General features: G+C 72.0%; 24 protein-coding genes and 1 pseudogene. 12 read left to right on the forward strand and 13 right to left on the reverse strand.

The window, feature by feature from the left end; all coding sequences use genetic code 11:
- Window positions 1-116 precede the first annotated feature (116 nt).
- From RBJ77_RS27630 to RBJ77_RS27640, 3 genes are all read right to left on the reverse strand, one after another.
- Window positions 117-815 (reverse strand): class I SAM-dependent methyltransferase, encoded by a 699-nt coding sequence (locus RBJ77_RS27630; protein WP_372347510.1) that lies wholly within the window; start codon window positions 813-815, stop codon window positions 117-119.
- A 115-nt stretch (window positions 816-930) separates the two neighbouring features.
- Window positions 931-1,602 (reverse strand): DUF402 domain-containing protein, encoded by a 672-nt coding sequence (locus RBJ77_RS27635; RefSeq protein WP_372347511.1) that lies wholly within the window; start codon window positions 1,600-1,602, stop codon window positions 931-933.
- A gap of 73 nt (window positions 1,603-1,675) precedes the next feature.
- Window positions 1,676-3,085, reverse strand: a complete 1,410-nt coding sequence (locus RBJ77_RS27640) for a class II fumarate hydratase (RefSeq protein ID WP_372347512.1) — start codon at window positions 3,083-3,085, stop codon at window positions 1,676-1,678.
- A 94-nt stretch (window positions 3,086-3,179) separates the two neighbouring features.
- Here RBJ77_RS27640 and RBJ77_RS27645 point away from each other — a divergent pair, with 94 nt between their 5' ends.
- Window positions 3,180-3,554 carry a VOC family protein gene (locus tag RBJ77_RS27645; RefSeq protein WP_372347513.1) on the forward strand — a complete coding sequence of 125 codons (375 nt, stop codon included), beginning with the start codon at window positions 3,180-3,182 and terminating at the stop codon, window positions 3,552-3,554.
- A 20-nt stretch (window positions 3,555-3,574) separates the two neighbouring features.
- On the opposite strand, the gene RBJ77_RS27650 is transcribed toward RBJ77_RS27645, so the two are convergent.
- On the reverse strand, window positions 3,575-5,245 hold the full coding sequence (locus RBJ77_RS27650; protein ID WP_372347514.1) for a fumarate hydratase: 1,671 nt from the start codon (window positions 5,243-5,245) through the stop codon (window positions 3,575-3,577).
- A 154-nt stretch (window positions 5,246-5,399) separates the two neighbouring features.
- Here RBJ77_RS27650 and RBJ77_RS27655 point away from each other — a divergent pair, with 154 nt between their 5' ends.
- A complete protein-coding gene (locus RBJ77_RS27655; RefSeq protein WP_372347515.1) occupies window positions 5,400-6,083 on the forward strand; it encodes a DUF1707 domain-containing protein in 684 nt (227 codons plus the stop codon).
- Window positions 6,084-6,231: 148 nt separating this feature from the next.
- Window positions 6,232-6,600 (forward strand): WhiB family transcriptional regulator, encoded by a 369-nt coding sequence (locus RBJ77_RS27660; protein ID WP_255975274.1) that lies wholly within the window; start codon window positions 6,232-6,234, stop codon window positions 6,598-6,600.
- Window positions 6,601-6,694: 94 nt separating this feature from the next.
- Here the strand turns inward: RBJ77_RS27660 and glpX are convergent, their stop codons facing one another.
- Window positions 6,695-7,732 carry a class II fructose-bisphosphatase gene (glpX, locus tag RBJ77_RS27665; RefSeq protein WP_255975275.1) on the reverse strand — a complete coding sequence of 346 codons (1,038 nt, stop codon included), beginning with the start codon at window positions 7,730-7,732 and terminating at the stop codon, window positions 6,695-6,697.
- A gap of 195 nt (window positions 7,733-7,927) precedes the next feature.
- Here glpX and RBJ77_RS27670 point away from each other — a divergent pair, with 195 nt between their 5' ends.
- Entirely contained in the window at window positions 7,928-8,464 is a 537-nt protein-coding gene (locus RBJ77_RS27670) for a DUF4245 domain-containing protein (protein ID WP_372347516.1), read from the forward strand.
- Window positions 8,465-8,592: 128 nt separating this feature from the next.
- Here RBJ77_RS27670 and RBJ77_RS27675 read toward each other — a convergent pair whose 3' ends face one another.
- The 3 genes from RBJ77_RS27675 to xseA form a co-directional block, all read right to left on the reverse strand.
- Window positions 8,593-9,183, reverse strand: a complete 591-nt coding sequence (locus RBJ77_RS27675) for a malonic semialdehyde reductase (protein WP_255975277.1) — start codon at window positions 9,181-9,183, stop codon at window positions 8,593-8,595.
- Window positions 9,184-9,337: 154 nt separating this feature from the next.
- Entirely contained in the window at window positions 9,338-9,592 is a 255-nt protein-coding gene (locus RBJ77_RS27680) for an exodeoxyribonuclease VII small subunit (protein ID WP_372347517.1), read from the reverse strand.
- A gap of 14 nt (window positions 9,593-9,606) precedes the next feature.
- On the reverse strand, window positions 9,607-10,854 hold the full coding sequence (gene xseA / locus RBJ77_RS27685) for an exodeoxyribonuclease VII large subunit (protein ID WP_372347518.1): 1,248 nt from the start codon (window positions 10,852-10,854) through the stop codon (window positions 9,607-9,609).
- Window positions 10,855-10,978: 124 nt separating this feature from the next.
- On the opposite strand from xseA, the gene RBJ77_RS27690 reads away from it, so the two are divergent.
- Window positions 10,979-12,406, forward strand: coding sequence for a collagen-binding domain-containing protein (locus tag RBJ77_RS27690; protein ID WP_372347519.1), 1,428 nt, complete (start codon window positions 10,979-10,981; stop codon window positions 12,404-12,406).
- Window positions 12,407-12,415: 9 nt separating this feature from the next.
- Here the strand turns inward: RBJ77_RS27690 and RBJ77_RS27695 are convergent, their stop codons facing one another.
- Window positions 12,416-13,774: an APC family permease gene (locus RBJ77_RS27695; RefSeq protein ID WP_372347520.1), complete on the reverse strand. Its 1,359-nt coding sequence runs from the start codon at window positions 13,772-13,774 to the stop codon at window positions 12,416-12,418.
- Between the two features lie 119 nt (window positions 13,775-13,893).
- On the opposite strand from RBJ77_RS27695, the gene RBJ77_RS27700 reads away from it, so the two are divergent.
- Together RBJ77_RS27700 and ppgK are read left to right on the forward strand one after the other, a co-directional pair.
- Window positions 13,894-14,910: a 4-hydroxy-3-methylbut-2-enyl diphosphate reductase gene (locus tag RBJ77_RS27700; protein ID WP_372347521.1), complete on the forward strand. Its 1,017-nt coding sequence runs from the start codon at window positions 13,894-13,896 to the stop codon at window positions 14,908-14,910.
- 30 nt (window positions 14,911-14,940) lie between these two features.
- On the forward strand, window positions 14,941-15,687 hold the full coding sequence (gene ppgK / locus RBJ77_RS27705) for a polyphosphate--glucose phosphotransferase (protein ID WP_372347522.1): 747 nt from the start codon (window positions 14,941-14,943) through the stop codon (window positions 15,685-15,687).
- 18 nt (window positions 15,688-15,705) lie between these two features.
- On the opposite strand, the gene RBJ77_RS27710 is transcribed toward ppgK, so the two are convergent.
- Window positions 15,706-16,317 (reverse strand): DUF6542 domain-containing protein, encoded by a 612-nt coding sequence (locus RBJ77_RS27710; protein ID WP_372347523.1) that lies wholly within the window; start codon window positions 16,315-16,317, stop codon window positions 15,706-15,708.
- Window positions 16,318-16,477: 160 nt separating this feature from the next.
- On the opposite strand from RBJ77_RS27710, the gene ychF reads away from it, so the two are divergent.
- From ychF to RBJ77_RS27725, 3 genes are read left to right on the forward strand one after another with little or no spacing between them, the layout of a single operon-like run.
- The gene (gene ychF, locus RBJ77_RS27715) at window positions 16,478-17,566 is read left to right on the forward strand and encodes a redox-regulated ATPase YchF (protein WP_372347524.1); all 1,089 of its coding nucleotides are present in this window, start codon (window positions 16,478-16,480) and stop codon (window positions 17,564-17,566) included.
- A 10-nt stretch (window positions 17,567-17,576) separates the two neighbouring features.
- On the forward strand, window positions 17,577-18,164 hold the full coding sequence (locus tag RBJ77_RS27720) for a hypothetical protein (RefSeq protein WP_372347525.1): 588 nt from the start codon (window positions 17,577-17,579) through the stop codon (window positions 18,162-18,164).
- A gap of 9 nt (window positions 18,165-18,173) precedes the next feature.
- On the forward strand, window positions 18,174-19,163 hold the full coding sequence (locus RBJ77_RS27725; protein ID WP_372347526.1) for an Lrp/AsnC family transcriptional regulator: 990 nt from the start codon (window positions 18,174-18,176) through the stop codon (window positions 19,161-19,163).
- 86 nt (window positions 19,164-19,249) lie between these two features.
- On the opposite strand, the gene RBJ77_RS27730 is transcribed toward RBJ77_RS27725, so the two are convergent.
- Window positions 19,250-20,473, reverse strand: coding sequence for an MFS transporter (locus tag RBJ77_RS27730; protein WP_372347527.1), 1,224 nt, complete (start codon window positions 20,471-20,473; stop codon window positions 19,250-19,252).
- A gap of 141 nt (window positions 20,474-20,614) precedes the next feature.
- Between RBJ77_RS27730 and RBJ77_RS27735 the strand changes: the two genes are divergently transcribed.
- On the forward strand, window positions 20,615-21,121 hold the full coding sequence (locus RBJ77_RS27735; RefSeq protein WP_255980195.1) for a MarR family winged helix-turn-helix transcriptional regulator: 507 nt from the start codon (window positions 20,615-20,617) through the stop codon (window positions 21,119-21,121).
- Window positions 21,122-21,128: 7 nt separating this feature from the next.
- Here the strand turns inward: RBJ77_RS27735 and RBJ77_RS27740 are convergent, their stop codons facing one another.
- Both RBJ77_RS27740 and RBJ77_RS27745 read right to left on the reverse strand, forming a co-directional pair.
- Window positions 21,129-22,844, reverse strand: a complete 1,716-nt coding sequence (locus RBJ77_RS27740; RefSeq protein WP_372347528.1) for a glycosyl hydrolase family 65 protein — start codon at window positions 22,842-22,844, stop codon at window positions 21,129-21,131.
- A 1,627-nt stretch (window positions 22,845-24,471) separates the two neighbouring features.
- A complete protein-coding gene (locus RBJ77_RS27745) occupies window positions 24,472-25,293 on the reverse strand; it encodes a pyridoxal-phosphate dependent enzyme (RefSeq protein WP_372347529.1) in 822 nt (273 codons plus the stop codon).
- Between the two features lie 220 nt (window positions 25,294-25,513).
- Here RBJ77_RS27745 and RBJ77_RS27750 point away from each other — a divergent pair.
- Window positions 25,514-26,262 (forward strand): annotated as a pseudogene (locus RBJ77_RS27750) (GntR family transcriptional regulator).
- Window positions 26,263-26,870 lie beyond the last annotated feature (608 nt).

A 26,870-nucleotide genomic window follows, 5' to 3' on the forward strand; every position in this document is an offset into this window, starting at 1 on the left:
GCGGGTCCGCGGGGCGGGCCGCCGCGCCGGGGTGGCGGCCTTCGTGGGAGCCTTGGTGAGAGGCTGAGTGCTCCGTCACGCGTGTCGAATCCGTCCGTCCGGGGCTGCGCGCCGCGTCACTGGCCAGTGCGCCGGCAGTTGAGGAACAGCTGGTGCTCGGGTGGGGCGTCGGTGCTCGCGGGAGCGTACGCGTACGTCTCCTCCCCGGTGATCTCGAAGCCCGCATCGCGCACTACCTGGTGCAATTCGTCCCGCAGGAAACCCGATACCCGGATCGTGTGTCCCAGGAACGGAATCTCGGCGTCGTCCAGGTCCGCCTCGACCATGGACAGCGTCAACCAGCCATCGGGGCGCAGCAGCGAGCGCAGCAGCCGCAGGGCGCCGGGGATCTCGTCGCGCTGCAGCATCAGCAGGGTGAAGAAGCAGGTGACCGCGTCGAACTCGCCCACGCCGTCCGGCCCTTGGGCCGTCAGGTCCATCAGGTCGGTCTGCCGGAACTCGGCCTCGGGCACCTGCTTGCGGGCCAGCTCCAGCATGCCCGCCGACAGGTCCACGCCGACCACCGAGTGGCCCGCGTCGACGAGCTGGCGGGCCGTCGGCACACCGGTGCCGCAGCCCACGTCGAGTACCCGGGAGCCCGGTTCGAGCCGCGCCAGCATCCGCTCCACGGCGGCCAGTTGGCCGTCCTTGTGCGGGAACGCCTCGTCGTAGCGTCCGCCGATCGCGTCGAACGCGGCGGCCTGCCCCGACCGGTCCACCCTGTCCGCTCCACCCACGTTCACGGTCCCGCCGCCCCTCGATGACCTCGTTGACATCGTGTCAGACTCGCTGCGTGCGCCTTCAGTTGCTGCGCGAACTCCTCACATTCGCTGCGCTGAGCTCTTGCGGAGGTTGATCCTACGTTTTCTCCCCGGGGGCGCATCAAGGGTCTCATGAGGACACGTGCGCGGGCGTACGGTCCCAGTCCGCGGGAAGCGCCGGGACCGGCCACGCGGGATCGGGCCGCCAGCGCTCCCAGCCGTCCGAGAACGGGTGGCCCCAGCTCTCGATCACCTCGATCGCGCGGGCCCCCGCGGCCCGTACCCCGGCGGCCTGCGCGGCGCCCATCAGGCCGACGGCCTGCGCCTGCGCGAACTCGTCCTCGTCGTGCCAGCGCCAGCTGCCGTCCGGATACACGGACAGGTCGAGGAAGTGGTCCTCGGAGTCGATGCCGCCGGCCCACCGCACCCGCGGCTGCTCCAGGTTCACGTACCAGTTGCGGAACCGCCAGTCCGGCTCCCAGAACAGCCACACCGACCAGGGCTCGCCGGGCCGCGCCAGCTTGAGCACGCCCGCGCCGAACCAGCTCTCGTGGCGCAGCGCGCGCGGCTTCGTGTAGCGGGTGGCCAGCGGCTCGTGGTGCACCGGGGTGCCGTCGGCGATGACCGGTTTCACGCACTCGGTGCCCGGCGCCATCCACACGGCGAGCTGCTCGTCGGTGTCCTGGACGACGGTGACCGGACGGCAGATGTGAAAGCCGTCCCCCGCGTTGGCGCGGTAGCGCCACAGGATCCGCTCCCCGGGCGACCAGCGCCCCTCGCCACTGCGGTCGTCGTCTGTCATGGACAGATATTAGGTGCCAACGGCATAGGCCGCTGCGGTGTGGACCACGAATACGTCATCCGGCCACCAGCCGTTACGGACGGGTCATCCGCAGGACATCGAGCGCCTCGTCGAGTTGCTCGACGGTGAGGTCGCCGCGCTCCACGTAACCGCCGTCGAGGACCACCTCACGGATCGTCCTGCGCTCCGCCAGTGACTTCTTGGCCACCTTCGCGGCCTCCTCGTAGCCGATGTACTTGTTGAGCGGCGTGACCACGGAGGGCGAGGACTCGGCGTACTCGCGGGCCCGCTCGCGGTTGGCGGTGATGCCGTCGACGGTGCGGTCGGCCAGGAGCCGGGAGACGTTGGCGAGGAGCCGGATCGACTCCAGCACGTTCTTCGCGATCACCGGGAGCATCACGTTCAGCTCGAAGTTGCCCGCGGCGCCCGCCGTGGCCACCGTCGCGTCGTTGCCGATCACCTGCGCGGCCACCATCAGCGTCGCCTCGGGAATGACCGGATTCACCTTGCCCGGCATGATGGACGAACCGGGCTGCAGGTCGGGGAGGTTGATCTCGGCGAGCCCGGTGCGCGGGCCGGAGGCCGCCCAGCGCAGATCGTTGGCGATCTTCGTCAGGCCGACCGCGACGGTGCGCAGCTGCCCGCTCGTCTCCACGATCCCGTCGCGCGCGCCCTGCGCCTCGAAGTGGTCGCGCGCCTCGGTCAGCGGCAGCCCGGTCGCCCGCGCCACCTCGGCGATGACGGCGGCCGAGAACCCGGGCGGCGTGTTGATCCCGGTGCCGACGGCCGTGCCGCCCAGGGGCAGTTCGGCGAGCCGCGGCAGGGAGGCGGTGAGCCGCTCGACGCCGTAGCGGACCTGCGCCGCGTAGCCGCCGAACTCCTGGCCGAGCGTCACCGGCGTCGCGTCCATCAGGTGCGTACGGCCCGACTTCACGACGTCCGCGAACTCGGCGGCCTTGCGCTCCAGGGCCTCGGCGAGGTGGTCGAGGGCCGGGATCAGGTCGTGGGTGACCGCGGCCGTGGCCGCGATGTGGATCGAGGACGGGAAGACGTCGTTCGACGACTGCGACGCGTTCACGTGGTCGTTCGGGTGGACCGTCAGGCCGGTGCCGCTCAGGCGCTCGGTGGCGAGCGTGGCCAGGACCTCGTTGGTGTTCATGTTCGACGACGTGCCGGAACCCGTCTGGAAGACGTCCACCGGGAACTCGTCGTCCCAGCGGCCGTCGGCGACCTCGGCGGCCGCGGCGACGATCGCCTCGGCGACGTCCTTGTCGAGCACCCCGAGCTCCGCGTTCACCTTCGCCGCGGCGCCCTTGATCCGGGCCAGCGCCTCGATGTGCGCGCGCTCCAGGCGCTGCCCCGACACCGGGAAGTTCTCCACGGCGCGCTGCGTCTGCGCCCGCCACTTGGCGTCCGCGGGCACCCGTACCTCGCCCATGGAGTCGTGCTCGATCCGGAACCCGTCGTCGCTCGCCGTGCTCACCATTGCCTCCTCGTGGCTCTGTCCGTGCCAGCGTCGCGCACCCGACGGGTATTCCGCCGGTGTCACGGGCGGGTGTCGGGGGAACGCGTGGAGGATGACGACGACGCTCGGAGGCTTTGTCCTCGGTACGCCCGACCCGCCCGCCCTGGCCGACTTCTACCGCGCCCTGCTGGGCTGGGAGGAGGCCGAGCGCGACCCCGAGTGGGTGCGGCTGCGGGACCCCGCGCGCGAGCGCCCCGGCCTCGCCTTCCAGCTGGAGGGCGACCACACGCCACCGGTCTGGCCGCAGCGCCCCGGCAGCCAGCAGATGCAGGCGCACCTCGACCTCCAGGTCGACGACCTGGAGGCCGAGACGGAGCGGGCCCGCGCGCTGGGGGCGACCCTGGAGGCGCACCAGCCGCAGAAGGACGTGCGGGTCCTGCGCGACCCGCACGGCCATCCGTTCTGCCTGTTCCTGCCGGGGGCCTAGCCGGGAGCCCGGCCGGGTGCCTAGGAGAGCTGCGAGCCCTGGCGCACCGGGATGTGCGAGAAGGTCGGCTCGGGCGCCGGGTTCTGGAAGAAGTCGTTGCCCTTGTCGTCGACGACGATGAACGCGGGGAAGTCCTCGACCTCGATCTTCCAGACGGCCTCCATGCCGAGCTCCTCGTACTCGACGACCTCGACCTTCTTGATGCAGTCCTGCGCGAGGCGGGCGGCCGGGCCGCCGATGGAGCCGAGGTAGAAGCCGCCGTGCGCGTCGCACGCGTCGGTGACCTGCTTGCTGCGGTTGCCCTTGGCGAGCATCACCTTGGAGCCGCCCGCGGCCTGGAACTGCTCCACGTAGGAGTCCATGCGGCCGGCCGTCGTCGGGCCGAAGGAACCGGACGCGTAGCCCTCGGGCGTCTTGGCCGGACCGGCGTAGTACACCGGGTGGTCCTTCAGGTACTGCGGCATCTCCTCGCCCGCGTCGAGCCGCTCCTTGATCTTGGCGTGCGCGATGTCGCGGGCGACGACGAGCGGGCCGGACAGCGAGAGGCGGGTCTTCACCGGGTAGCGGGTGAGCTCGGCGAGGATCGCGTCCATCGGCTGGTTCAGGTCGATGTTCACGACATCGCCCTCCTCCAGATGCTCCTCCGTGGTCTCCGGCAGGAAGCGCGCCGGGTCCGTCTCCAGCTGCTCGAGGAAGACGCCCTCGGCGGTGATCTTCGCGACGGCCTGGCGGTCGGCCGAGCAGGACACGGCGATGGCGACCGGGCAGGACGCGCCGTGCCGCGGCAGGCGCACCACGCGCACGTCGTGGCAGAAGTACTTGCCGCCGAACTGCGCGCCGATGCCGATCTTCTGCGTCAGCTCGAAGACCTTGTCCTCCAGCTCCTTGTCCCGGAAGCCGTGCCCGAGCTCGGAACCCTCGCTCGGAATCTCGTCCAGGTAGTGCGCGGACGCGTACTTCGCGGTCTTCAGCGCGTACTCGGCGGACGTGCCGCCGACGACGATCGCCAGGTGGTACGGCGGGCACGCGGCCGTGCCCAGCGAACGGATCTTCTCCTCCAGGAACTTCATCATGGAGGCCTCGTTCAGGACGGCCTTCGTCTCCTGGTAGAGGAACGACTTGTTGGCCGAGCCGCCGCCCTTGGCCATGAAGAGGAACTTGTAGGCGCCGCCGTCGGTCGCGTACAGCTCGATCTGCGCCGGCAGGTTCGAGCCGGTGTTCTTCTCGTCCCACATGGTCAGCGGGGCCATCTGCGAGTAGCGCAGGTTCAGGTTCTTGTAGGCGTCGTAGATGCCCTTGGAGAGCGCCTTCTCGTCCTCGCCCTCGGTCAGCACGTTCTGCCCGCGCTTGCCCATGACGATCGCGGTGCCGGTGTCCTGGCACATCGGGAGCACGCCGGCCGCCGCGATGTTCGCGTTCTTCAGCAGGTCCAGCGCCACGAACTTGTCGTTGTTCGACGCCTCGGGGTCGTCGACGATGCGGCGCAGCTGCGCGAGGTGGGCCGGGCGCAGGTAGTGCTGGATGTCGTGGATCGCCTCTTCGGCGAGCTTGCGCAGCGCCTCCGGCTCGACCTTCAGGAACGTACGCCCGTCCGGCCCCTCGGCGGTGGAGACGCCCTCCGAGGTCACCAGGCGGTACGGGGTGGTGTCCTCGCCCTGGGGGAGCAGATCGGTGTACGCGAACTCAGGCATCTCGCCCATTCCTCACTCGACAGACAGCTTGCTGGCATCCGTTGGCAGCGCCAACCAGCGTAGAACCTGGCGAAGGGACGGGACCTGTGAGGTAAGGCTCAGTTCGCCGCCCGGGGGCCTGTCGCGATCTATCGCGTTTCGGTACGCTGCTGTCGTGGACCTTCAAAAGCGCCCCCAGCAGCCCGGGCCCAGCGCCCCCGTCGCGGACCCCGCCGAGCTGCGCGCGTCCGACGCCGACCGCGACCGGGTCGCGGACATCCTGCGCGAGGCGCTCGCCGAGGGCCGGCTGGACGCGGAGGAGCACGCCGAGCGGATCGACGGGGTGTACCGCGCCAAGACCGTGGGCGAGCTGGAGCCGCTGGTCAGGGACCTGCCCGGCGCGCACGGCGCCCGCCCGACGGTCGCCCAGGGCCCGCCGCCGAACCAGCCGGCGCCCGGCACCATCCCGCCGCTGCCCGGCGAGAACCTGGTGGCGGTGTTCAGCTCCACGACCCGCAAGGGCCGCTGGCGCGTGGGCCGCCGCACGCACGCGTACGCCGTGTTCGGCAACGTGGAGATCGATCTCAGCGAGGCGATCTTCGAGTACCCGCAGGTCTACATCAAGGCGGTCTCCGTCTTCGGCAACGTCGAGATCAGGGTCCCCGAGAACATCTCGCTGCGCGGCAGCGGCGGCGGCGTCCTCGGCAACTTCGAGGTGGACACGCTGGACGCGACGGAGCCCGAGGCCCCCGTCGTCTACGTCGACGGCGTCGCCGTCCTCGGCAACATCGAGGCGAAGCCCAAGCGCGGCCGGATCATCCGAGACCTCCACAAGCACCTGCGCAAGCACCTCGGCTGAACGGCGCGCTCCGCGGCCGAACTCCCGTATGCGCTCGGGAACTTCCGTGCTTCGGAACTCAGTGCATAGGCGTCGACACAGCGGGTAGAGCTTGCTGCATCGTCTCTCGCTCGCGAAAGCCGTCGTAAGCCGTCGTCAGGAGTAGACCGTGCTGCACCCGCCGCATCAGTCCCTGCAGGTAGCCGCCGTTCCGCAGCAGCGGGTGCCAGTAGGGGACAGGGATCAGGACGCGCCGTGGCACACGGAGGCCGTGTGCAGGCGTGATGAGGCCGGACTCTTCTTCGCCCCCTCCAAGGAGCCGACCGCCGCGCGCCTCGCCCGCGAGGCGGCCGCCAAGCGGGTCTGTGCCCGCTGCCCCGTGATGGTCGAGTGCCGCGAGCACGCGCTGCTCCAGCCCGAGCCGTACGGGGTGTGGGGCGGCCTGACCGCCGCCGAGCGCCGGGTCGTGCTGGCCCGCCGCAGGCGCCGCGAGGTCGAGCTGAAGAAGGCGGCGCGGGCGGTGGCCGCCGCCGGCTAGGGCCTGTCTCCCGTATCGGACGCAGTCGGGGGCGCCCCTCCGCACGGGGGGCGCCCCCGGCCGCGTACCGGGAAGGGTTACGCGGCGCGCCGGATCACTTGGCGCGGTCGAAGTCGATCGCGCTGTACGCACGCAGCTTGCTCAGCCGGTGCTCCGAGTCGATCTGCCGGATCGTGCCCGACTTGGAACGCATCACCAGGGACGACGTGACCGCCGTCTCGGGGCGGTAGCGCACGCCGCGGAGCAGCTCGCCGTCGGTGATGCCGGTGGCGACGAAGAACACGTTCTCCCCGGAGACCAGGTCGTTCGTGGAGAGCACCCGGTCCAGGTCGTGGCCCGCGTCGAGCGCACGCCGGCGCTCCTCGTCGTCCTTGGGCCACAGCTTGCCCTGGATGACACCGCCCAGGCACTTGATCGCGCAGGCCGAGATGATGCCCTCGGGGGTGCCGCCGATGCCGAGCAGCAGGTCGACGCCGGAGTCCTCGCGGACCGCCAGGACCGAGCCCGCGACGTCGCCGTCGGAGATCAGCTTGATGCGGGCGCCGGTCTCCCGGACCTCCTTGATGATGCCCTCGTGGCGCGGCCGGTCGAGGATGACGACCGTGACGTCCTCGGGGGCGGCCTTCTTCGCCTTCGCGACCCGGCGGATGTTCACCGACACCGGAGCGTTGATGTCCACGTAGTCGGCGGCCTCGGGGCCGGCGACCAGCTTGTCCATGTAGAAGACGGCCGACGGGTCGAACATGGTGCCGCGGTCGGCGGCGGCGAGCACCGCGATCGCGTTCGGCATGCCCTTGGCGCACAGCGTCGTGCCGTCGATCGGGTCGACGGCGATGTCGCACTCGGCGCCCGTCCCGTCCCCGACCCGCTCCCCGTTGAAGAGCATCGGGGCCTCGTCCTTCTCGCCCTCGCCGATGACGACGACACCGTTCATCGACACGGTCGAGACGAGGGCGCGCATGGCGCGGACGGCCGCGCCGTCCGCGCCGTTCTTGTCGCCGCGGCCGACCCAGCGGCCGGCGGCCATGGCCGCGGCTTCGGTGACCCGGACGAGCTCAAGGGCGAGGTTGCGGTCGGGGGCCTCGGAGGGAACCACGAGTTCGGACGGCAGCTGGTGATGATGCTCGGTCATCGAGACGCACCTTTCTGTTCCGGCGTTCCACCGGGATACGACGACGGCCGGATGAGGGTTGGTATGGGAGGACTCTATCGCCAGTCCGACAATCTGAGCAGACTGCCCCACGGATGAGCGGTCCCGTTCATGACAGGTTGTTCCCTTTCCGGACCTCCCGGCAGAGATCATCCGGCGACCTGCGACGATGGGCGCGTGGCAGCAAGCAAAGGCAAGAAGACGGTGGGCAGTCTCGTTCTGTCCCTGGGTGTCTGCGTCGTGGCGGCGGGCGTGATCTACGTGTTCGTCCCGCACGACGACTCCAAGGAGCCGACGGTCAAGCGCGTCGACTACACGATCGAGCTGCTGACGGCCCGCCGCGCGGCCTCGTACCCGGTGGCCGCCCCCGAGGGCCTCGCGAAGTCCTGGAAGCCGACCTCCGTGCGCTACCGGGGCGAGGCGAACGAGGCGTGGCACCTCGGCTTCCTCGACCCCGACGGCCAGTACGTGGCGGTCGAGCAGTCGACCGACAAGCCGTCCCGGTTCATCGACGACGCCAGCCAGGGCGCCGAGGAGACGAGCCGCACGCAGCGGATCGGCGGCGAGACCTGGCAGCGGTACAAGGGCGAGAAGTACGACGCCCTGGTGCTGAAGGGGGACGGTTCGACGACCGTCGTCACCGGCACCGCCGACTTCGACGGGCTGACGAAGATGGCGCAGTCGCTGCGGATGAAGAAGGGCGAGGCCGCGTAGGCCCCCCTCCCGGCATACGTGAAGGGCCCCGGCACGATGCCGGGGCCCTTCACGTGTAGCTGAGGTGGAACTGCCGGACCCCCGGCCGAGTGTGGTCGGGGGTCCGGTGTGTTCGTGGTGCGGGTGGCTCAGACCGTGGTGATGACCTGGTCGAGCTCCAGGCGCGGGCTGCGCGGGAACCAGGCGTCCTCGCCCGGCTTGCCGATGTTGATGACCATCAGCGGGGTGTGGTCGTCGTCCAGGAACTCCTTCTGGACGCCGGCGAAGTCGAGGCCGGTCATCGGGCCGGCGGCCAGGCCGGCGGCGCGCACGCCGATGATGAAGTAGGCAGCCTGCAGCGTCGCGTTCAGCGCGGCGGCGCCCTCGCGGACCGGGCGCTCCGAGAAGAAGGCGTCCTTGGCGGCCGGGAAGTGCGGGAAGAGCTGCGGGAGCTCCTCGTGGAACTCGTTGTCCGCGGAGAGGATCGCGACCAGCGGGGCGGCGGCGGTCTTCGGCTGGTTGCCCTCGGCCATGTGCTGCACGAGGCGCTCGCGGGCCTCGGCGGAGCGGACCAGGGTGATGCGCAGCGGCGACTGGTTGAACGCGGTCGGACCGTACTTGACCAGGTCGTAGATCGCCTGCACCTGCTCGTCGGTCACCGGCTCGTCGGTGAAGGTGTTCGCGGTGCGGGCCTCACGGAAGAGCAGGTCCTGGGCGGCGGGGTCAAGCACGAGGGACATCGATCAACCTTTTCGGGACGAACGTGGCGGCCGTGGTGATCCGATCCGTCCGGATCAGCCGTTGTCCACGACACTACGCCTATGAGGTTCAACTTTCAACTAAACCCTTCGTGACCCTGTTCACAGGCCTTCACGGGTCCCCGCCGGGCGCCGCCTACTCCTCGTCGGCGTCGCCCGCGTCGCCCCCGTCCGCGTCGTCCGCCCCGTCCTGGGCGAGCGCCGCGTCCAGGCGGGCACGGGCGCCGTCCAGCCAGCGGCGGCACACCTTCGCCAGCTCCTCGCCCCGCTCCCACAGTGCGAGCGACTCCTCCAGCGACGTGCCGCCGGTCTCCAGCCGCCGCACGACATCGATCAGTTCGTCCCGCGCCTGCTCGTAACCGAGGGCCTCGTCGGCCGTCTTCGTGGTCATGCTGCTGTCCGTCCTCACGCTTCCGCTTCGGTGACGTCCGCTTCGGCGGCGTCCGTTTCTGAGACTTCTACGGTGAACCGGCCCTCGGCGACCCGCGCCCGCAACCGCTCGCCGGGCGCGACGTCCGCCGGGTCGCGCACCACGTGCCCGTCCGCGTTCTGCAGCACCGCGTACCCGCGCTTGAGCGTGGCCGCGGGGGAGAGGGCGACCACGCGCGCGTGCGTGTGCGTCAGCTCCGAGTCGGCCCGGTCCAGCAGATGGCCGAGGGTGCGCCGGCTGCGCTCGGTCAGCGCGGCGACCTGCTGCTCGCGCTCGTCGACCATGCGGTGCGGATCCTCTATCGACGGGCGGGCGAGCGCGGCGGCCAGCCCCCGCTCCTCCCGGTCGATGAACGCCTCCACGCTGCGCCGGGCCCGGTCGCGCAGCCACCGCACCCGCTCGTACTCCTCCCCGACGTCCGGCACCACCTTCTTCGCGGCGTCGGTCGGGGTGGAGGCCCGCAGGTCGGCGACGTGGTCGAGCAGCGGATTGTCCGGCTCGTGGCCGATCGCGGAGACGACCGGCGTGCGGCAGGCGGCCACCGCCCGCACCAGCTGCTCGTCGGAGAACGGCAGCAGGTCCTCCACGCTGCCGCCGCCGCGCGCCACGACGATCACGTCGACCTCGTCCATCGCGTCCAGTTCCTTGACCGCCTGGACGACCTGCGGCACGGCGTGCACGCCCTGCACCGGTACGTTGCGCACCTCGAAGCGGACGGCGGGCCAGCGGTGCCGCGCGTTCTCCAGGACGTCCCGCTCGGCGGCCGAGGCGCGGCCGCAGACCAGGCCGATGAGCTGCGGCAGGAAGGGCAGCGGCTTCTTGCGGTCGGCGGCGAACAGGCCCTCAGCGGCCAGCGACTTCTTCAACTGCTCCAGGCGCGCGAGGAGTTCGCCCACGCCGACCGGCCGGATCTCGGCGGCCCGCAGCGAGAGCTGGCCGCGCGGCGCGTACCACTCCGGCTTCGCGTGCACGACGACGCGGGAGCCCTCCCGGACGACGTCCGCCACCGCGTCGAACACCTGGCGGTAGCAGGTGACCGAGACCGAGATGTCGTACGACGGGTCGCGCAGCGTCAGGAACACGACGCCGGCGCCGGGTCTGCGGGACAACTGCGTGATCTGCCCCTCGACCCACACGGCGCCGAGCCGGTCGATCCATCCGCCGATGAGCCGGGAGACCTCGCCCACGGGGAGCGGGGTGTCGGGGGACGTGTTGGCAGCCATGCCGCGAGGGTAGCCGCCGGGACCGACATCGCCCGCTGCCGCGGGTGGGGCGTTCCGGTGCGGGCGCCGGCGGGCGTCGGCGTGGCGCTCCGGACGGCGCGGGGCCCTTACCTAGCGTCCGAGTATGACAAAACGCACAAAAGTGATGGTTCTGGCGGGCGGCGCCGTCTGTACCGCCACCTTGGCCGCGCTGGCCGGCTCACCCGCCGGTGCCATCGCCCCGGCGGCCGCGCCGGTCTCCATCGGCAACCCCGTCGCGGGCAGCAACGGCTTCGGCGTCGTCACCGAGGGCGACGCCACCCTCGGCAGCACCGAGTCCGAGGGCCCCGTCGCGATCGGCGGCGACCTCACCTTCGGCCCCGGCTACAACATCGCCCTGAACGACGCGGGCAGCTACGTCGCCCCCGGCGACAGCAACCCCACCGCGCTGATCGTCGGCGGCCGCGTCGACTACGCCGGCAGCACCCAGGACGGCGTCCTCCAGGTGCTGCAGAACGGCTACGTGAAGATCGGTGACATGACCGGCGGCCAGACGCTCAACACCGACGACAACGGCGCCGCCGCCAACACCCACATCGACCCCGCCGGAGCCGCCTACGACGCGACCCCGCGCATCGAGCTGACCACCACCCAGCCCGCCGACTCGGTCGCCTCGAAGCCGATGGACTTCGCCTCGCTGTTCACCACCTACCGCGAGCGCGCCGCCACCATGGCCGAGTGCCTCACCACGGTGCGGCTGCGCGACGGCGCCGGCAACCCGGTCGAACCGGACGGCATCACCCCCGGCTCCCAGGTGCGCATCGCCCTCGACAGCGGGCAGACCAACGTCCTGCACCTGACCGGGGAACAGCTCAACAACATCGGCACGCTCATCTTCGACGACCAGCCGACCGCCGACACCCCGCTGCTCATCGTCGTCGACACCACCGGCACGGCCTCGGACTTCACCTGGCACACGCCGACCGTCGCCGGCATCTCCGGCGCGCAGGCCCCGTACATCCTGTGGGACTTCCCCGACGCCACCGACATCACCATCGCGGACGGCGACACGACCGAGGGCACGATCTTCGCGCCGAACGCCCGGCTCACGGACCTCGATCCGTCGAACATCGAGGGTGACGTGATCGTCAAGGAGCTGATCGCCGGACCGCTCGACCCCGTCTCCCGGCAGGCCTACAACGCGGGGGAGATCCACTACTTCCCCTTCGCCGCGGACCTGGAGTGCGACTGCGAGTCGCCCAGCCCGACCCCGTCGCCCTCCCGGAGCAGCGCCACGCCCACACCCACCCCGACGCCCAGCCCGTCGGAGAGCACCCCGACGCCCACCCCGACGCCGTCGACGCCCACCCCGACCACACCGGGCCCGACGACCCCCGTGCCGACCACGCCCGGCCCGACCGCCCCGCAGCCCACACCCACCGGCCCCGGACTCGCCCACACGGGCGCCGACCGGGTGCTGTGGCTGCTCTCCGGGATCGCCGGCGTCCTCGTCGGCACCGGCACCGCACTCACCCTCAGGACCCGCCGCACCCGCGGCCGCCACGAGGGCTGAGCCCGCCCGTCAGGCCTGCTCGGTGCCGCTTTCGCGGCCCTGCGCGAGCAGCACCAGCAGGCCGACGACGAACCAGACCGCACCCACCACCTGCGCCGTCCCCGACGCCTCCACGATCACCGCGACCGTGATCGCCGCACCCACCACCGGGATCAGGACGTGCCGCCACCAGCTGACCTGCCCGCCCCTGCGGCGTACCGCGAAGTACCCCACGACACTCGCGTGCAGCAGCGTGAACGCGGTCAGGGCGCCGATGTCGACCACCGAGACGAGATGGTCCATGCCGTCGTCCCTGCTGGCCGCCCACACCGCCGCGACCATCGTGATCACCGCCGCGATCAGCAGCGCGACCCGCGGCACGCCCGAGTCCGTACGGGACAGCACCTTCGGCAGCCGCCGGTCCCTGGCCATCGCGAACAGCAGCCGGCCCGCCGCGGCCTGCCCCGCGAGCGCCGCGAACGCCGCCCCGATCGCCTTGCTGACCGCCACCAGGTCGTGCAGCCAGCCGCCCACCGACGTGTCGACCGCGTCGTAGAAGGCGGAGCCCTGCTTCCCGGGCTCGGCCGCCAGCTCCGCCGACGTCACCGGTTCGAGGAGGGCGATCAGATAGGTCTGCAGCACGAACAGGACACCCGTGAAGGCGAGGCAGAACAGCACCGCCCGCGCCACCTTCGCCGAGCCGCCCGTCACCTCCTCCGCGAACGTCGCGATGGCGTCGAAGCCCAGGTACGACAGGACCGCGATGGACACCGCGCCGATCACCGCCGACAGCGCGAACGCGCCCTGCGTGCCGTCGCCGGTCAGCGGGGAGAGCCAGTCGCGCTGGGCCCCGTCCCGGGCCAGGACCACGACCGCCGAGACCATGAAGACCACCAGGACGACGACCTCCAGGGCGAGCACCGCGAAGCCGACCCTGGCCGCCGCCCGCACGCCCCACAGGTTGAGCAGGGTCGTGACGACCACGGCGAGCGCCGTCCACACCCAGCGGGAGACCGAGGGGACCAGCGAGTTCATGGCGATGCCCGAGAACAGGTACGCCACCGCCGGGATCAGCAGATAGTCCAGCATCGCCATCCAGCCCGCGACGAAGCCAGGACCGCGGCCCAGGCCCACGCGCGCGTAGGCGAAGACGGAACCCGCCTGCGGGGCTACCCGGACCATCTGCGCGTAGCTGAATGCGGTGAACGCCATCGCGATCGTCGCGACGATGTAGACGAGGGCCACCGCGCCGTGGGACTTGGCGTCCAGCGTGCCGAAGACGCCGACCGGGGCCATCGGGGCGATGAAGAGGAGCCCGTAGACCACCAGGTCGCGGAAGCCGAGGTCCCGCCTGAGTGCGGCCTCTTCATGTGTGGTGCTGGCGGACATCGCGCCTCCGTATGTCGCCCGTGGTTCGCGCACAGACCCCCAGTCTCTGTAAGGGCGCTGTATCCGGCCTGTTGAAAGGGGCATTCTTGGCCCGGCCGGTGCCCCCTTACGATGGGGACATGACTGCTACGACTGGCTCCCGCCGCGTCCTGCTCGCCGCCCCCCGTGGCTACTGCGCCGGTGTGGACCGTGCCGTGATCGCCGTCGAGAAAGCCCTGGAGCAGTACGGGGCCCCGATCTACGTCCGCCACGAGATCGTGCACAACAAGTACGTCGTGCAGACCCTGGAGCGGAAGGGCGCCGTCTTCGTCGAGCAGACGGAGGAGGTCCCCGAGGGGTCGATCGTGATGTTCTCCGCGCACGGCGTCGCGCCGACCGTCCACCAGGAGGCCGAGCGCGGCAAGCTCGCCACCATCGACGCCACCTGCCCGCTCGTCACCAAGGTCCACAAGGAAGCGATCCGCTACGCCAACGACGACTTCGACATCCTCCTGATCGGCCACGAGGGCCACGAGGAGGTCATCGGCACGTCCGGCGAGGCGCCCGACCACATCACGCTGGTCGACGGCCCCGAGGACGTCGCCAAGGTCGAGGTCCGCGACCCGGACAAGGTCGTCTGGCTCTCCCAGACCACGCTCTCCGTCGACGAGACGATGGAGACGGTCGACGCCCTCAAGACCAAGTTCCCCGGTCTCGTCTCCCCGCCGAGCGACGACATCTGCTACGCCACGCAGAACCGCCAGCTCGCCGTGAAGCAGATGGGCGCCGAGTCCGACCTCGTCATCGTCGTCGGCTCGCGCAACTCCTCGAACTCGGTGCGGCTCGTCGAGGTCGCCAAGCTGGCCGGCGCCCGCGAGGCGTACCTCGTGGACTTCGCCAGCGAGATCGACGAGGCCTGGCTGGACGGCGCCACCACCATCGGCGTCACCTCCGGCGCCTCCGTCCCCGACGTCCTCGTCGAGGAGGTCCTGGAGTACCTGTCGCAGCGCGGCTTCGCGGACGTGGAGATCGTCAAGGCGGCCGAGGAGTCGATCACCTTCTCGCTGCCCAAGGAGCTCCGCCGGGACCTGCGCGCCGAGGCCGCCGCACTGGTAGGGGACGCCGGGAACGCCGGGGATTCCGCCACCGGGAAGTGACGGCCGGTCTCCCGTCGTACCGTGGATCCCATGAAGATCTTCGGTGTGGACATCGGCGGATCCGGGATCAAGGGCGCCCCGGTCGACCTCGAGCGCGGTGATCTCGCCGAGGAGCGGTTCAAGGTGCTGACCCCGCACCCGGCCACGCCCGACGGCGTGGCCGACGGGGTCAAGCAGGTCGTCGAGCACTTCGAGGGCGCCTGCGACCGGGTCGGGATCACCTTCCCCGGCGTCGTCACCGGCGGCTCCACCATCCGCACCGCGGCCAACGTGGACAAGAGCTGGATCGACGTCGACGCCCGCGCGCTGCTGAGCGAGAAGCTCGGCGGCCTGCCGGTCACGGTCCTGAACGACGCGGACGCGGCGGGTGTCGCCGAGATGGAGTTCGGCGCTGGCCGCGGCCGCAAGGGCACCGTGCTGCTGCTCACGTTCGGTACGGGCATCGGCAGCGCCCTGTTCTCCGACGGGGTCCTCGTGCCCAACACCGAGCTGGGCCACCTGGAGCTGGACGGCCACGACGCGGAGCGCCGCGCCTCCACGAAGGTCAAGGAGGACCACGACCTGAGCTGGGAGCACTGGGCGCGGCGGGTCCAGAAGTACCTGGCGCACGTGGAGATGCTGTTCTCGCCGGAGCTGTTCGTGATCGGCGGCGGCGTCAGCCGCAAGGCGCACAAGTTCCTGCCGCTGATCGAGGGCATCAAGGCCGAGATCGTCCCGGCGGAGCTGCAGAACAACGCGGGGATCGTGGGCGCGGCGATGACGGCGTCCCGCCTCTGAGCAGTGGGCCCCGGGCGGTCAGGCGGTCCTGCGGCGCGGTGCCGGGGCCTTCGACGGCGCCGCCGACGGCTGCTTGCCCGCCCGCCGCTGCGCCGCCCGCCTGGCCATCATCCGGACCCGCCGGACGGTGACGACGACCCCGGCGACGAGCGTGCCGCCGTAGAGCCAGCCCGCGTTCATCGCGAGCGTCGTCACGACCCCCATCACCTGGGCGCCGAAGCCGCCCCTGCCGTCGGCGATGGGCACCGCCCCGACGGCGAACGCGATCGGCACGGCGATCGGCGCCGCCACCAGGTCCGCCTTCCGCACCCACCCCGCCGTAAGCCCGCTGACCAGCACGAACAGCACGCCGTACACGCCGGCCGAGCCGTCGAACAGCAGCAGGTCGAGGAACCCGAGCACCAGCATCGCGGCCACGCAGAACAGCCCGCTGCCCAGACCCGTCAGCCGGGGGTTGGGGAAGCGGCGCAGCGCGAGGAGGACGGGCGGCAGCGAGCGGGACCGGCCCGCGGCCCGGTAGACGGTGGCCGACTCGGCGGGGGCCGCGGCACGCTCGCCCTGCGCCTGCGGCGGAAGCGGGGCCGTGCGGCGGGGGCGGGATTGCGCGGGACGCGTCCTGGGTTGCTCCACATGCCCAACATAGGTGGGCTTATGTGGGGAATAGGCCACGGGACACGCCCTTTGGACGAGCTTGACCGACACCGGCGCCGGGGGACGGCCGCCGCTGAGGCCGTAGACTGGTGGATCGCCCAGCCCCACACCCACCACATCACGTACGGGAAGTCGCAACGTGTCGCTCACGATCGGAATCGTCGGTCTGCCGAATGTCGGCAAGTCGACCCTGTTCAACGCCCTGACCAAGAACGACGTGCTCGCGGCCAATTACCCGTTCGCCACGATCGAGCCGAACGTCGGCGTGGTCGGCGTCCCCGACACCCGCCTCACCAAGCTCGCCGAGATCTTCTCCTCCCAGAAGATCCTCCCGGCGACCGTCGACTTCGTCGACATCGCGGGCATCGTGCGCGGCGCCTCCGAGGGCGAGGGCCTGGGCAACAAGTTCCTGGCGAACATCCGCGAGTCGGACGCGATCTGCCAGGTCATCCGCGCCTTCAAGGACGAGAACGTCGTGCACGTCGACGGCAAGGTCTCGCCCAAGGACGACATCGAGACGATCAACACCGAGCTGATCCTCGCCGACCTCCAGACCATCGAGAAGGTCCTGCCGCGCCTCCAGAAGGAGTCGCGCATCAAGAAGGACATCGCCCCGAAGGTCAAGGCGGTGGAGGCGGCGAAGGAGATCCTGGAGAAGGGCGACACGCTCTTCTCGCAGGGCATCGTCCAGGGCAGCGGCAACGAGGAGCTCCTCCACGACCTCCACCTCCTCACGACGAAGCCGTTCCTCTACGTCTTCAACGTCGACGAGGACGAGCTGACCGACGACGCCTTCAAGGCCGAGCAGAGCGCCCTCGTCGCCCCGGCCGAGGCGATCTTCCTCAACGCCAAGCTGGAGCAGGACCTCGCCGAGCTCGACGAGGAGGACGCGATGGAGCTCCTCCAGTCCGTCGGCGCCGAGGAGCCCGGCCTGGCCACGCTGGCCCGCGTCGGCTTCGACACCCTGGGCCTGCAGACCTACCTGACGGCAGGCCCCAAGGAGTCCCGCGCCTGGACCATCAAGAAGGGCGCCACGGCCCCCGAGGCGGCCGGTGTCATCCACACCGACTTCCAGAAGGGCTTCATCAAGGCCGAGGTCATCTCCTTCGACGACCTGGTCGAGACGGGCTCGGTCGCCGACGCCCGCTCGGCGGGCAAGGCGCGCATGGAGGGCAAGGACTACGTCATGCAGGACGGGGACGTGGTGGAGTTCAGGTTCAACGTCTGAGCACGCGGCAGTGACCCACAGGGACCGACTCGGCCGCGAGTCGGTCCCTGTCGGCGTTCTGCTGGCGGAGGCCGGACTGCTGCCCGAGGGGGTCGGGGTCGACGACGTCTGGGAGCTGCTCGCCGGGGACCGGTGGGACGTCGCCGTCGGGCTCCTGGAGGAGCTCGGCGGGGGTCCCGCGCCGGGGGCCGGGTTCTGGGACGAGGCGGGGCGGGTCGCCCGGGCGTACGGGATGGTGCGCAGCGCCGCCTGGTGCGACTGGCGGGGCGACGAGCTGCGGCAGGGCGTGGTCCGGGCCGAGTTGAGCGTCTCGCCGGTGCGGGGGCTGCCCGTTCCGCGGTCCGGGGAGCTGCGGCCGCTGTGGGACGTCGGCCGGGGGTTCGCCGTCGCCCGGGTGTGGGTGGAGGGCGAGGAGGCGGTGGCGCCGGGTGCGGTCGGGACGGTGCGGCTGCTGCCGCTGACGTCCGGGCTGTGGCGGCACCTCGTCCCCGGCGACGTGATCACGATGCACGAGGGCGCGCCCGTGACCGGTCGCGCGCGGGTCGTGGAGGTGCGGTGGCCCGACGACGGTCCTGGCCCGTGTGGCGGCGTTGACTAGGGTCGCCGTGTGACCAGTGAAGCGAACCCGGGCCCGGGTCCCGGGCCGGCCGTGGCCCTCGACCCCCTCGACCGGCGCATCGTCGCCGCCCTGCAGATCGACGGGCGGGCCTCCTGGCGGCGCATCGCCGCGGCGCTCGGGGAGCCCGAGCGGAAGGTGGCGCGGCGGGGCCTGCGGCTGCTCGAGAGCGGGGACGTGGCGGTGCGCGGGCTCGTCGTGTGGGGCGAGACGGTGATCCTGCGGATGAACTGCCGGCCCGGTTCCGTGCGGGACGCCGCCGTCGCGACGGCACGGCGGCCGGACACGATCTTCTCGTACGTGCTGGCCGGCGCGGCCGACGCGGTGGCCGAACTGCAGTGTCCGCCAGGGCGGTTGGCGTCGCTGATGCTGGACGAGGTGCCCGTCCTGCCGGGGCTCGTGCAGCAGCAGGTGTCGCCGGTGCTGCGCTACTTCAGGACCGTGCACGAGTGGTCGCCCGGCATCCTCGACGACGCCGAGGTCGAGGCGATCGCCGGGCCGGGGGCGCGGCCCGTGGACGGCGTCGTCGTGCCGCGCACGGACATCGCGCCCGACGAGCGCGCCGTCCTCGCCGCGCTCGCCGAGGACGGACGCCTCACCAACGACGAACTCGCCGCCGCCGCAGGGGTGTCCGAGGCCACCGCGCGCCGCCGCGTCGAGTCCCTCACCCGCGCCGGCCTGGTCAGCATCCGCGCCGCCGTGGAGCCCGCGCTGCTCGGGCTGCCCGTCGAGGCGCTGCTGTGGATCAGGACCAGGCCCGACGAGGTCGAGGAGGTGGGGCGGCTGCTCGTCGAGTCGCCGCTCGTGCGGTACGCGGCCGTGGTCATGGGCGAGCACCAGCTGCTCGTCGACGTGACCCAGCCGTCGAAGACCGCGCTGCACGCCTTCCTGACCGAGTCGCCGTGGGTGCGGCGGGCGGAGGCCGTGCAGTCGCACCTCGTGGTGGAGGCGTGGAAGCGCAGCGGGGTGGCGGCCCGCTAGCGCCGGACGGGCCCTAGGGCCCGTCGGCACATTCCCGTCTGCCCCACGGCGCCTGGTACGCACGCTCGCTGCGTTGCCGACAGGCCCTAGCCGAGGACGAGCGCCGTGGCCACGGCCGGGCCGAGCGCCCCGCCCAGCTGGTAGCCGAGGGTGAACAGGCCGATGGCGGTGGGCCGTTGGGCGGCCGGGACGGCGGCGGCCGCGTCCATGGACTGGGTGGCGTTGGCCCCGGAGGCGCAGAACACCGCCGCGCCCGCCGCCGCGAGGAGCGCGGGCGCCGCGTCGGCGAACACCGCCGTCGCCGCCGCGGCGGCCCCCACCGTGAGCAGCACGGCGCGCACCCGGGCCCGGCCGAGCCGCGCCGACACCGCCGCGAAGCCGAGCGCCACGAGCGATCCGGTGAGCAGCGCCACCAGCTGACCCGTCGCCACCGCGCCCGTCGACCAGTGGGCACGGTCGGCGATCAGCCGCGGCACCGCGAAGAGCAGCACGAAGTACGAGGTGGAGAGCGTGAGCGCGATGAGCGTTCCGGTCCGGAAGACGGGGGTGCGCAGGACCGTCACCGGGACGAAGCCGTCGGGCCTGCGGCGGACGTGCAGGGCCAGCAGCAGGCCGGCCACGACCGCCGCGCCGAGCGCCGGCAGCGGGTACGACGGCAGCAGGATCACCCCGGTGGCGAGCGCCGCGAGGAGCACCGCGCCCCGGGTGTCGAAGCGGCTCTCGGCGGGCGCGGCCTCCTTGGCGTGACGCCCGACGACGGGCACCGCGACGAGCGCCACCACCGAGACGGCCAGGGCGGCCCGCCACGAGACGGCGCCGGTGAGCCGCTCGCCGAGCAGCGGCCCCGCCGCCCCGAGCATCCCGAAGCCGGCGCTGATCACGCCCATCCGCCGGGCGTTCCCGGCCAGGCTCATCGCCACCGCGATCAGCCCCGCACCGCCGGCCGCCTGTCCGGCCCGCCCGACGAGCGTCAGCGCCAGCCAGGGCGACGCGGCCACCAGCACGGTCCCGCCGAGCACCAGCCCGGCGCCGGTCCGCAGCACGGTCCGGGCGCCGCGCCGCCGCAGCAGCGTCGCCATGAGCGGCATCCCGACGGTCATCGCCCAGGCGAACGCCGTGACGAGCCAGGCCGCGGCGGTCGTGCGGACGCCGAGCGAGCGGCCCATGTCGTCCAGGATCAGCACGGGCGCGTTGGCCCCCGCCGCGATCGGGGTGGCGAGCAACGCCAGCCACAGGACCGGGACGTGGCGCGGTGCGGCGGACGGCGCGGGGGCGGGCCGGGTGAGCTGCCCCTGGGCGGTGGTGGACATGGCTAGGCTCCTGACGACAGTCATCTCAAGGTTGACTCTCTTAACGTTGAGATAAAAACAGGCCCATCGATGCGCCGTCAAGTGTCTTAACATTGAGAAGGTCTACGTTGAACCGAATGCCGAGGGAACGCGGGAGCACGGATGAGCGACTTCATCGACCAGATCGTCGAGCAGTGGGAGACGGAGCGCCCCGAACTGGCCGACGACCTCTGGCCCGTCCAGGTGCTCGGCCGTATTCAGCGCATGCAGCGGATCCTGGACAGGTCGTTCAAGGTCTTCTACGCCGAACACGGCCTGGAGGCGGGCGAGTTCGACGTGCTCACCACGCTCCGGCGGTCCGGTCCGCCGTACGCGCTGACCGCCGGCACCTTCCTGAAGGCGGCGATGGTGACGTCCGGCGCGATCACCAACCGCATCGACCGGATGGAGAAGAAGGGCCTGGTCGAGCGGGTCAGGGACGGCGCCGACCGGCGCACCGTCCGGATCCACCTCACCGAGCGCGGCCGGGAGCTGACGGAGTCCGTGATGGCCGCGCACCTGCGCAACTACGCCGAGCTGCTCGACGTCCTGGACCGCGACGAGTGCGAGCGGATCGCCGGGGGCCTGCGCAAGGTGCTGGAGGCCCACGGCGACACGTCCATCAGCTGACGCCGCCCTACTCGACGGTCAACTCGCCCACCGGCTCCGCCGATCCGCCCGTCTCCGTCAGCCGCACGAACCGCGCGGCCGCCCCGGCGGCGAACGGACGCCAGGCCCGCCCGTCCCGCGACGTCTCCACGCGGTACGCCCGCGCCCCCGTCACCTGCACCCGGGCCGGGGTGCGCACGGCGCCCAGGTCCACGGTGAGCGCGGCGCCCGGGCGGGCCGGGAGCCAGGTCGTGGCCGGGTTGCCGTCCACGGCGGCGCCCGCGTACTGGCCGGGGTCCTCGGACGTCGCCTTCGCCGTGCGGCAGCGCGCCAGATCGGCGGTCGGGACGCGGTCCGGGCGCCGGGTCGGGAGCGTGATCCCGTCCGCCGTGACCGTCCTGCGGCCGCCGGGCGCGTCCACCGCGAACGGCGCGCCGGACGTCAGCCGCACCGTGGTCCGCTCCGCCCCGATCGCCACGTCGTACGTCCGGCCGCGCCACCGGAGCCCCTTGACGGTGACGCCCTTCGCCAGCTGCGGCGGCAGCATCGGATCGAGCCGCACCGCGTCCCCGTCCTGCAGCCGCATCCCGGTCAGCCCGTGCGTGAACACCTGGAGGAAGCCGCCCTTGCCGGTCAGGAAGTCCTGCGCGGGCGAGCCGGCCAGCGCGTCCCCGGCGCCCGCCTTCGCCCCGCGCGACTCCGAGAACGTGCCGAACGGCGCCCGGAAGAACGGCCGCGAGGCCCGCTCCAGGAACGTGTACGTGGAGCAGCCCGGCTCACCGATCCCCGCCGCCGCCACGGCGTGCACCGAGTCCGTCATCGCCGGGCCGTCCCGGTCGGTGTGCGCCGCGTAGTAGTCGAGCGTCGCGGCCGCCGCGCCCTTCGGCATCGGCCGCCAGTCCAGCGGATACAGCAGCAGGACGGCGTCGGCCTGCTTGATGTCCTTGCCGTGCGCGATGTCGTAGCCGGCGTACTGGAGGAAGACCTTGCGCCGGGCGTCGTACGGGATGCGGAGCCGGCCCGCGATGCCGGTCCAGGCCGGGTCGGGCCGTTCGCCGACGAGCCGGGCGGCCTTCGCGGCGGCGCGCAGCGAGGTCGCGGCGACGGCGTTCGTGTAGACGCCGTCGTCGACCCCGTTGCTGTACTCGTCGGGACCGGCGACGTCCTTGATCGAGTACGTCGTCCGGCCGCCGCCCTCGGCGTTCTTCGTCACGCGTGAAGTCCAGTACGCGGCAAGGCCCTTGAGCAGCGGCCAGCCGCGCTCGCGCTGCCACGTCCGGTCGCCGGTCGCCTGGTAGTGCTGCCACGCGGCGAGCGCGATGTCGCCCTGGAGGTGGCTCTGGATGACGCAGTGCGGCGGGTACCAGCTCTGGCACTCGTTCCACAGCGCGAGCCCGAACTCGCGCTCGTCCAGGGGTACATGAGCCCCTTCACGGATCGCCAGTCTTGGCCGCGTTGTCGGCGGCGGCCGCGCGGGTGCGGTAGCGGTACTCAGGACCGGCTCGGCGAGTTCGGGGCGGGTGGCGAGGAGGGAGGGGAACATCCACGTCTCGGCGTCCCAGAACACCATGCCCGCGTAGTTGTCGCTGCTCAGACCGGTCGGCGGGATGCTGTCGCGGGCACCTGCCCGCAGCGACGACAGGAGCCCGTACTGGGCGGCGCGCACCTGGTCCTGAAGGCCGGTTCCCGGGATCTCGATGTCCGAGGCCCACAACTCCCGCCAGGCGGCGGTGTGTCCACGCAACAGGTCCGCCCAGCCCGCGGCCGCGTGCGCGCTGCGACGCCGTGACCGCGTCGTCGTGGGGTGCGCGCGAGGTCAGCCCGGTGTCGACCCCGACGTACTTGACGACGTCCTGACGCGCACCGGACTCGACACGGAAGTCGGCAATCTCGTGACCACTGCTCCGGGGAATCCGCGCGGCGGGCCGGGTGGGTGCGCCGCGCGCGCGCAGCGGTGGAGGCCACGGTGCCGGACGTGCCGGTGCCGTCGGTGCGGAAGCCGACCGTCGTCTGTGCGCTTGCCCGCGCGCGCTGCCGGTGGCGGCGAGGCGGCGGGCGGCGCGGCCGTCGATCCGGTCGGTGACGGTGACCCGGCCGGTCCAGTGCGGGGTGACGCGCAGCGGACCGCGCCGACGTGGGCGCGGGCGGTCGGCGAGCACCTCGTACGTCAGGTCGGTACGGCGGCCGTCCCGGTGCACAGGTGACGTCGGTCCGCACGATGCCGCAGCGCAGGTCGAGGCGCTGCCACGGTAGCCGCTGGTAGCGGCTGACCGTGTTGACCGTACGTCTCGCGTCGCGCGCGCGCGTCGAGGCCGGTCCAGTTGGGAGGGCGGCGAGTGAGCCTGGCGGTGAGCGGTGCTCGCGGGCCGCGCGCGCAGAGCCCGGAGACGAAGGCGCCGTCGTACCGGGGCGTGTACAACGGCCACCCGGTCCTGTCCGCCTCCCGTCCCCGGCGGCGGCACGTACCCGGCCCCTGCCGGCCGGCACCCGGACCCCGAGGTACCGTTCCCGGCATAGGCGTCGTACGCGCGCGCGCCCCGCTCGGCGACGATACTCCACTCGGAACCACACCGACGCGGCGGCACGACCGGGCGCGGGCCCGAGCCCGAGAGCGAGCAGAACGGATGCGAGAAGCGACTCTGGGCGCAGTGATCACGCCCCGAGCGTGCGCCCCACACCCCGACCCCCGGCACGCGCGCCGAAAGGTACCCGATCCGGGTGCTCCCTGACGGACGAGCCCACCCTCCCGACGCGACGACAGCCCCGTCAGGGGCGCGGGAACGGCGCGAGCAACCACACCAACCCCGCACCCTAACAACGCACCAAAGCCCCGTCAGGGGCGCGGGGAACGGCGCGACCAGCCACGACGCACCCGCACCGACAACGCACCAAAGCCCCTCAGGGCGCGGGGAACGGCGCGAGCAACCACAACAACCCCGCACCTCGACAACGCACCAAAGCCCCGTCAGGGGCGCGGGGACGGCGCGAGCAACCACAACGCACCCGCACCAACAACGCACCAAAGCCCCATCAGGGGCGCGGGGAACGGCGCGAGCAACCACAACGCACCGCACCCGACAACGACGCGCCCAGCACATCTCACCCCGGCCAACCCCGTCCTGAGCCCCGCGCACAGCGGCACCACCACGGACCGCCCCTCCCCTGACCCCGCCCCGCGCAGCGGCCCAGCACGCCACCCCCGTCGACTCGACGTACAACCCCCGCGAGGCGAGATCGAGCTGGGCGTGCCGGATCTGATCCTCCGTCACCGTGTGGAAGGCACCCCCGATTCCCGTACGGCCCGAAGGATCTGGCGGGCCCGCGGCGGCTTCGGGATGGCGATGCCCCGGCGAACGTGGGAGCCATGGGCGTCACGCCGACCAGATCGTCCGCCCCGGCCCGCCACGCCTCCGCGAGCGGCGCCACCGCGGCGGCCTGGACGGCGTGCAGCGCGGGCCGCCGGTCGATGAGCCCGCCGTGTGCAGCTCGGCGACGGCGAGCGCGGCACCCAGCAGGAGGGTGCCGTTGCCGACGGGCACCACCAGGACGTCGGGCAGCCGGCCGCCGAGGTCCTCCCACAGCTCGTGGACGTAGGTCTTCGTGCCGTGCAGGAAGTACGGGTTGTGGACGTGGCTGGCGTAGAAGACCCGTCCTCGTCGGCCGCGGCCCGCGCCGCGATCGCGGTCGCCTCGCGATCGCCCGCGACCACCTCGAGCCGGGCGCCGTGCGCGGTGATCTGCTCCAGCTTCTTGGCCGACGTCCCCTCGGGGACGTACACGGTGCAGTGCCAGCCGCGCGCGGGCGCAGTACGCCGCGATCGCGGTGCCCGCGTTGCCGCTGCTGTCGGCGATGACCCGGTCGGGCCGCAGCCGGGCGGCCAGCGCGGCGAGCAGCACGGCGCCGCGGTCCTTGAACGACAGCGTCGGCATGAGGAAGTCCAGCTCGCCGAGACGGTGCCGGTCAGCGGGACGACCGGGGTGCGGCCCTCCCCGAGGGTGCACTCGCTCGGGCAGCGGCAGGCACTCCGCGTACCGCCACAGTGAACCGACCCGGCCGGAGAGCGACTTGAGCGGGGCCGGAGTGAGTGGTCGAGGTCGAGAGGGCCTCGGCAGGCCGGGCAGCACCAGGCGAGGGAGCCGCCGGGGACGTCGGGTGCCGTCGCGCGGACAGTAACTGTCGGGGAGGGCGCTCATGAGCGAGAGCGTAGGCAGCCGCGTGAACCAAACGTACGGACGATCCGTGTGTCGATGTGTGAATCACGCACTACCTGGAGAAAGTCGCTGCGTAAAGCTCCCTGAGCGCTCCCAAGTCATCACTTCGAGTGATTCCTTGGCCTTTGCTTGCATGCCCCAACCCACGGCTGCCACGCTGTTGCTGTCCGTCAATCTGATGGGGATGTGAGGGGAACGACCAGTGACATTCGGTGAGCAGCCGGCATACCTGCGCGTCGCGGGTGATCTCCGCAAGAAGATCGTCACTGGCTCGCTGCCGCCGCACACCCTGTCTCCCTCACAGGCCAGGATCCGCGAGGGGTACGGGGTTTCGACACGGTCGCCCTGGAGGCCCGCAAGGTCCTGATGGCGGAGGGGCTCGTCGAGGGCCGGTCCGGCTCCGGGACCTATGTGCGCGAGCGACCCGTGCCGCGCCGCGTGGCCCGCTCGGATACCGGTCGGGCGTGGGGTCCACCCCGTTCCGCCAGGAGCAGGCGGACCCGGCGGCGCGGGGCACCTGAGTCGCGCAGCGAGCAGGCCGAGGCGGACGGCGGCATCGCCGAGCGGCTCGCGATCCGCGCGGGCGACCGCGTGATGCGCACCAGAGTACGTGTACCGGACGCGGGCGAGGCGGTGATGCTGGCCACGTCGTGGAGCCGCTGGCCGTCACGGGCCGCACCCCGGTGATGCTCCCCGAGGAGGGCCCGCTCGGCGGCTGCGGCGTCGTCGAGCGCATGGCGGCCATCGACGTGATCGTGGACAACGTGACGGAGGAAGTGGCCGCCCGCTCCCGGCCTCGCCGAGGAGCTGAGCGCGCTCGGCGGCGTGCCCGGCCATGTCGTCCTCGTCATCCACCGCACCTTCTTCGCCTCGGGACGGCCGGTGGAGACGGCGGACGTCGTGGTGCCCGCGGACCGGTACCGCATCGCATACCACCTGCCGGTGATGTGACCGATAGGCGGACACCCGGTCCGTGGCGCGTGATCCGGAGTTAACCGGGATCCCCAACTCCCGTAACAGCCAGGCAATCCCGCGCTGCAACGACTTGTCATGCACGGCTCCTACCTTCCTCTGCGTACCGGCCGTACCGGTATACCGCTGACTGATGGACGAACGGGAAGCTCGACGATGACCGAGACCGCTCTGCCCACCGCCGATCCTGCCGCGCTCCCCGCCCCCGGCGCGGGCGCGCCGAAGCGCAGCTACGCCAAGCTCGCGGCGGACGAGTCCCGCGAGGACTCTCGCCGCGCTACGCCCCGCACTCCTACCGCCGCTGGTCGCCGACGATGGTCGCCTCCACGGCGCTCGGCGGCATCGCCTACCTCGCGGACTTCGCGATCGGCGCGTCCATCTGTCTTCACCTACGGGTTCACCTAGCGGTCTCGCCTCGCATCCGTGCGCGGCGACGATCATCTTCCTGACCGGCATCCCCATCGCCCGGGCGCCTGCGCGAAGTGCGGCTCTGGACATGGACCTCATCACCCGTGGCGCCGGCTTCGGCTACTTTGCTGGCTCGACGCTCACGTCGCTCATCTACGCCTCGTCTCACCTTCATCTGC

Origin of the sequence: Streptomyces sp. KL116D (genome assembly GCF_030766975.1) — a bacterium.
Lineage (GTDB): Bacteria > Actinomycetota > Actinomycetes > Streptomycetales > Streptomycetaceae > Streptomyces > Streptomyces longispororuber_A.

Excerpts from the sequence above, each read along its gene's own strand:
- RBJ77_RS27630 (WP_372347510.1), bottom strand. The coding sequence starts at position 815 with ATGTCAACGAGGTCATCGAGGGGCGGCGGGACCGTGAACGTGGGTGGA.
- xseA (WP_372347518.1), bottom strand. The coding sequence starts at position 10,854 with ATGGCTGCCAACACGTCCCCCGACACCCCGCTCCCCGTGGGCGAGGTC.
- RBJ77_RS27700 (WP_372347521.1), top strand. The coding sequence starts at position 13,894 with ATGACTGCTACGACTGGCTCCCGCCGCGTCCTGCTCGCCGCCCCCCGT.
- RBJ77_RS27680 (WP_372347517.1), bottom strand. The coding sequence starts at position 9,592 with ATGACCACGAAGACGGCCGACGAGGCCCTCGGTTACGAGCAGGCGCGG.
- RBJ77_RS27745 (WP_372347529.1), bottom strand. The coding sequence starts at position 25,293 with ATGAGCGCCCTCCCCGACAGTTACTGTCCGCGCGACGGCACCCGACGT.
- RBJ77_RS27650 (WP_372347514.1), bottom strand. The coding sequence starts at position 5,245 with ATGCCTGAGTTCGCGTACACCGATCTGCTCCCCCAGGGCGAGGACACC.
- RBJ77_RS27690 (WP_372347519.1), top strand. The coding sequence starts at position 10,979 with ATGACAAAACGCACAAAAGTGATGGTTCTGGCGGGCGGCGCCGTCTGT.
- RBJ77_RS27730 (WP_372347527.1), bottom strand. The coding sequence starts at position 20,473 with ATGTCCACCACCGCCCAGGGGCAGCTCACCCGGCCCGCCCCCGCGCCG.
- ppgK (WP_372347522.1), top strand. The coding sequence starts at position 14,941 with ATGAAGATCTTCGGTGTGGACATCGGCGGATCCGGGATCAAGGGCGCC.
- glpX (WP_255975275.1), bottom strand. The coding sequence starts at position 7,732 with ATGACCGAGCATCATCACCAGCTGCCGTCCGAACTCGTGGTTCCCTCC.
- RBJ77_RS27645 (WP_372347513.1), top strand. The coding sequence starts at position 3,180 with ATGACGACGACGCTCGGAGGCTTTGTCCTCGGTACGCCCGACCCGCCC.
- RBJ77_RS27635 (WP_372347511.1), bottom strand. The coding sequence starts at position 1,602 with ATGACAGACGACGACCGCAGTGGCGAGGGGCGCTGGTCGCCCGGGGAG.
- RBJ77_RS27695 (WP_372347520.1), bottom strand. The coding sequence starts at position 13,774 with ATGTCCGCCAGCACCACACATGAAGAGGCCGCACTCAGGCGGGACCTC.
- RBJ77_RS27675 (WP_255975277.1), bottom strand. The coding sequence starts at position 9,183 with ATGTCCCTCGTGCTTGACCCCGCCGCCCAGGACCTGCTCTTCCGTGAG.
- RBJ77_RS27735 (WP_255980195.1), top strand. The coding sequence starts at position 20,615 with ATGAGCGACTTCATCGACCAGATCGTCGAGCAGTGGGAGACGGAGCGC.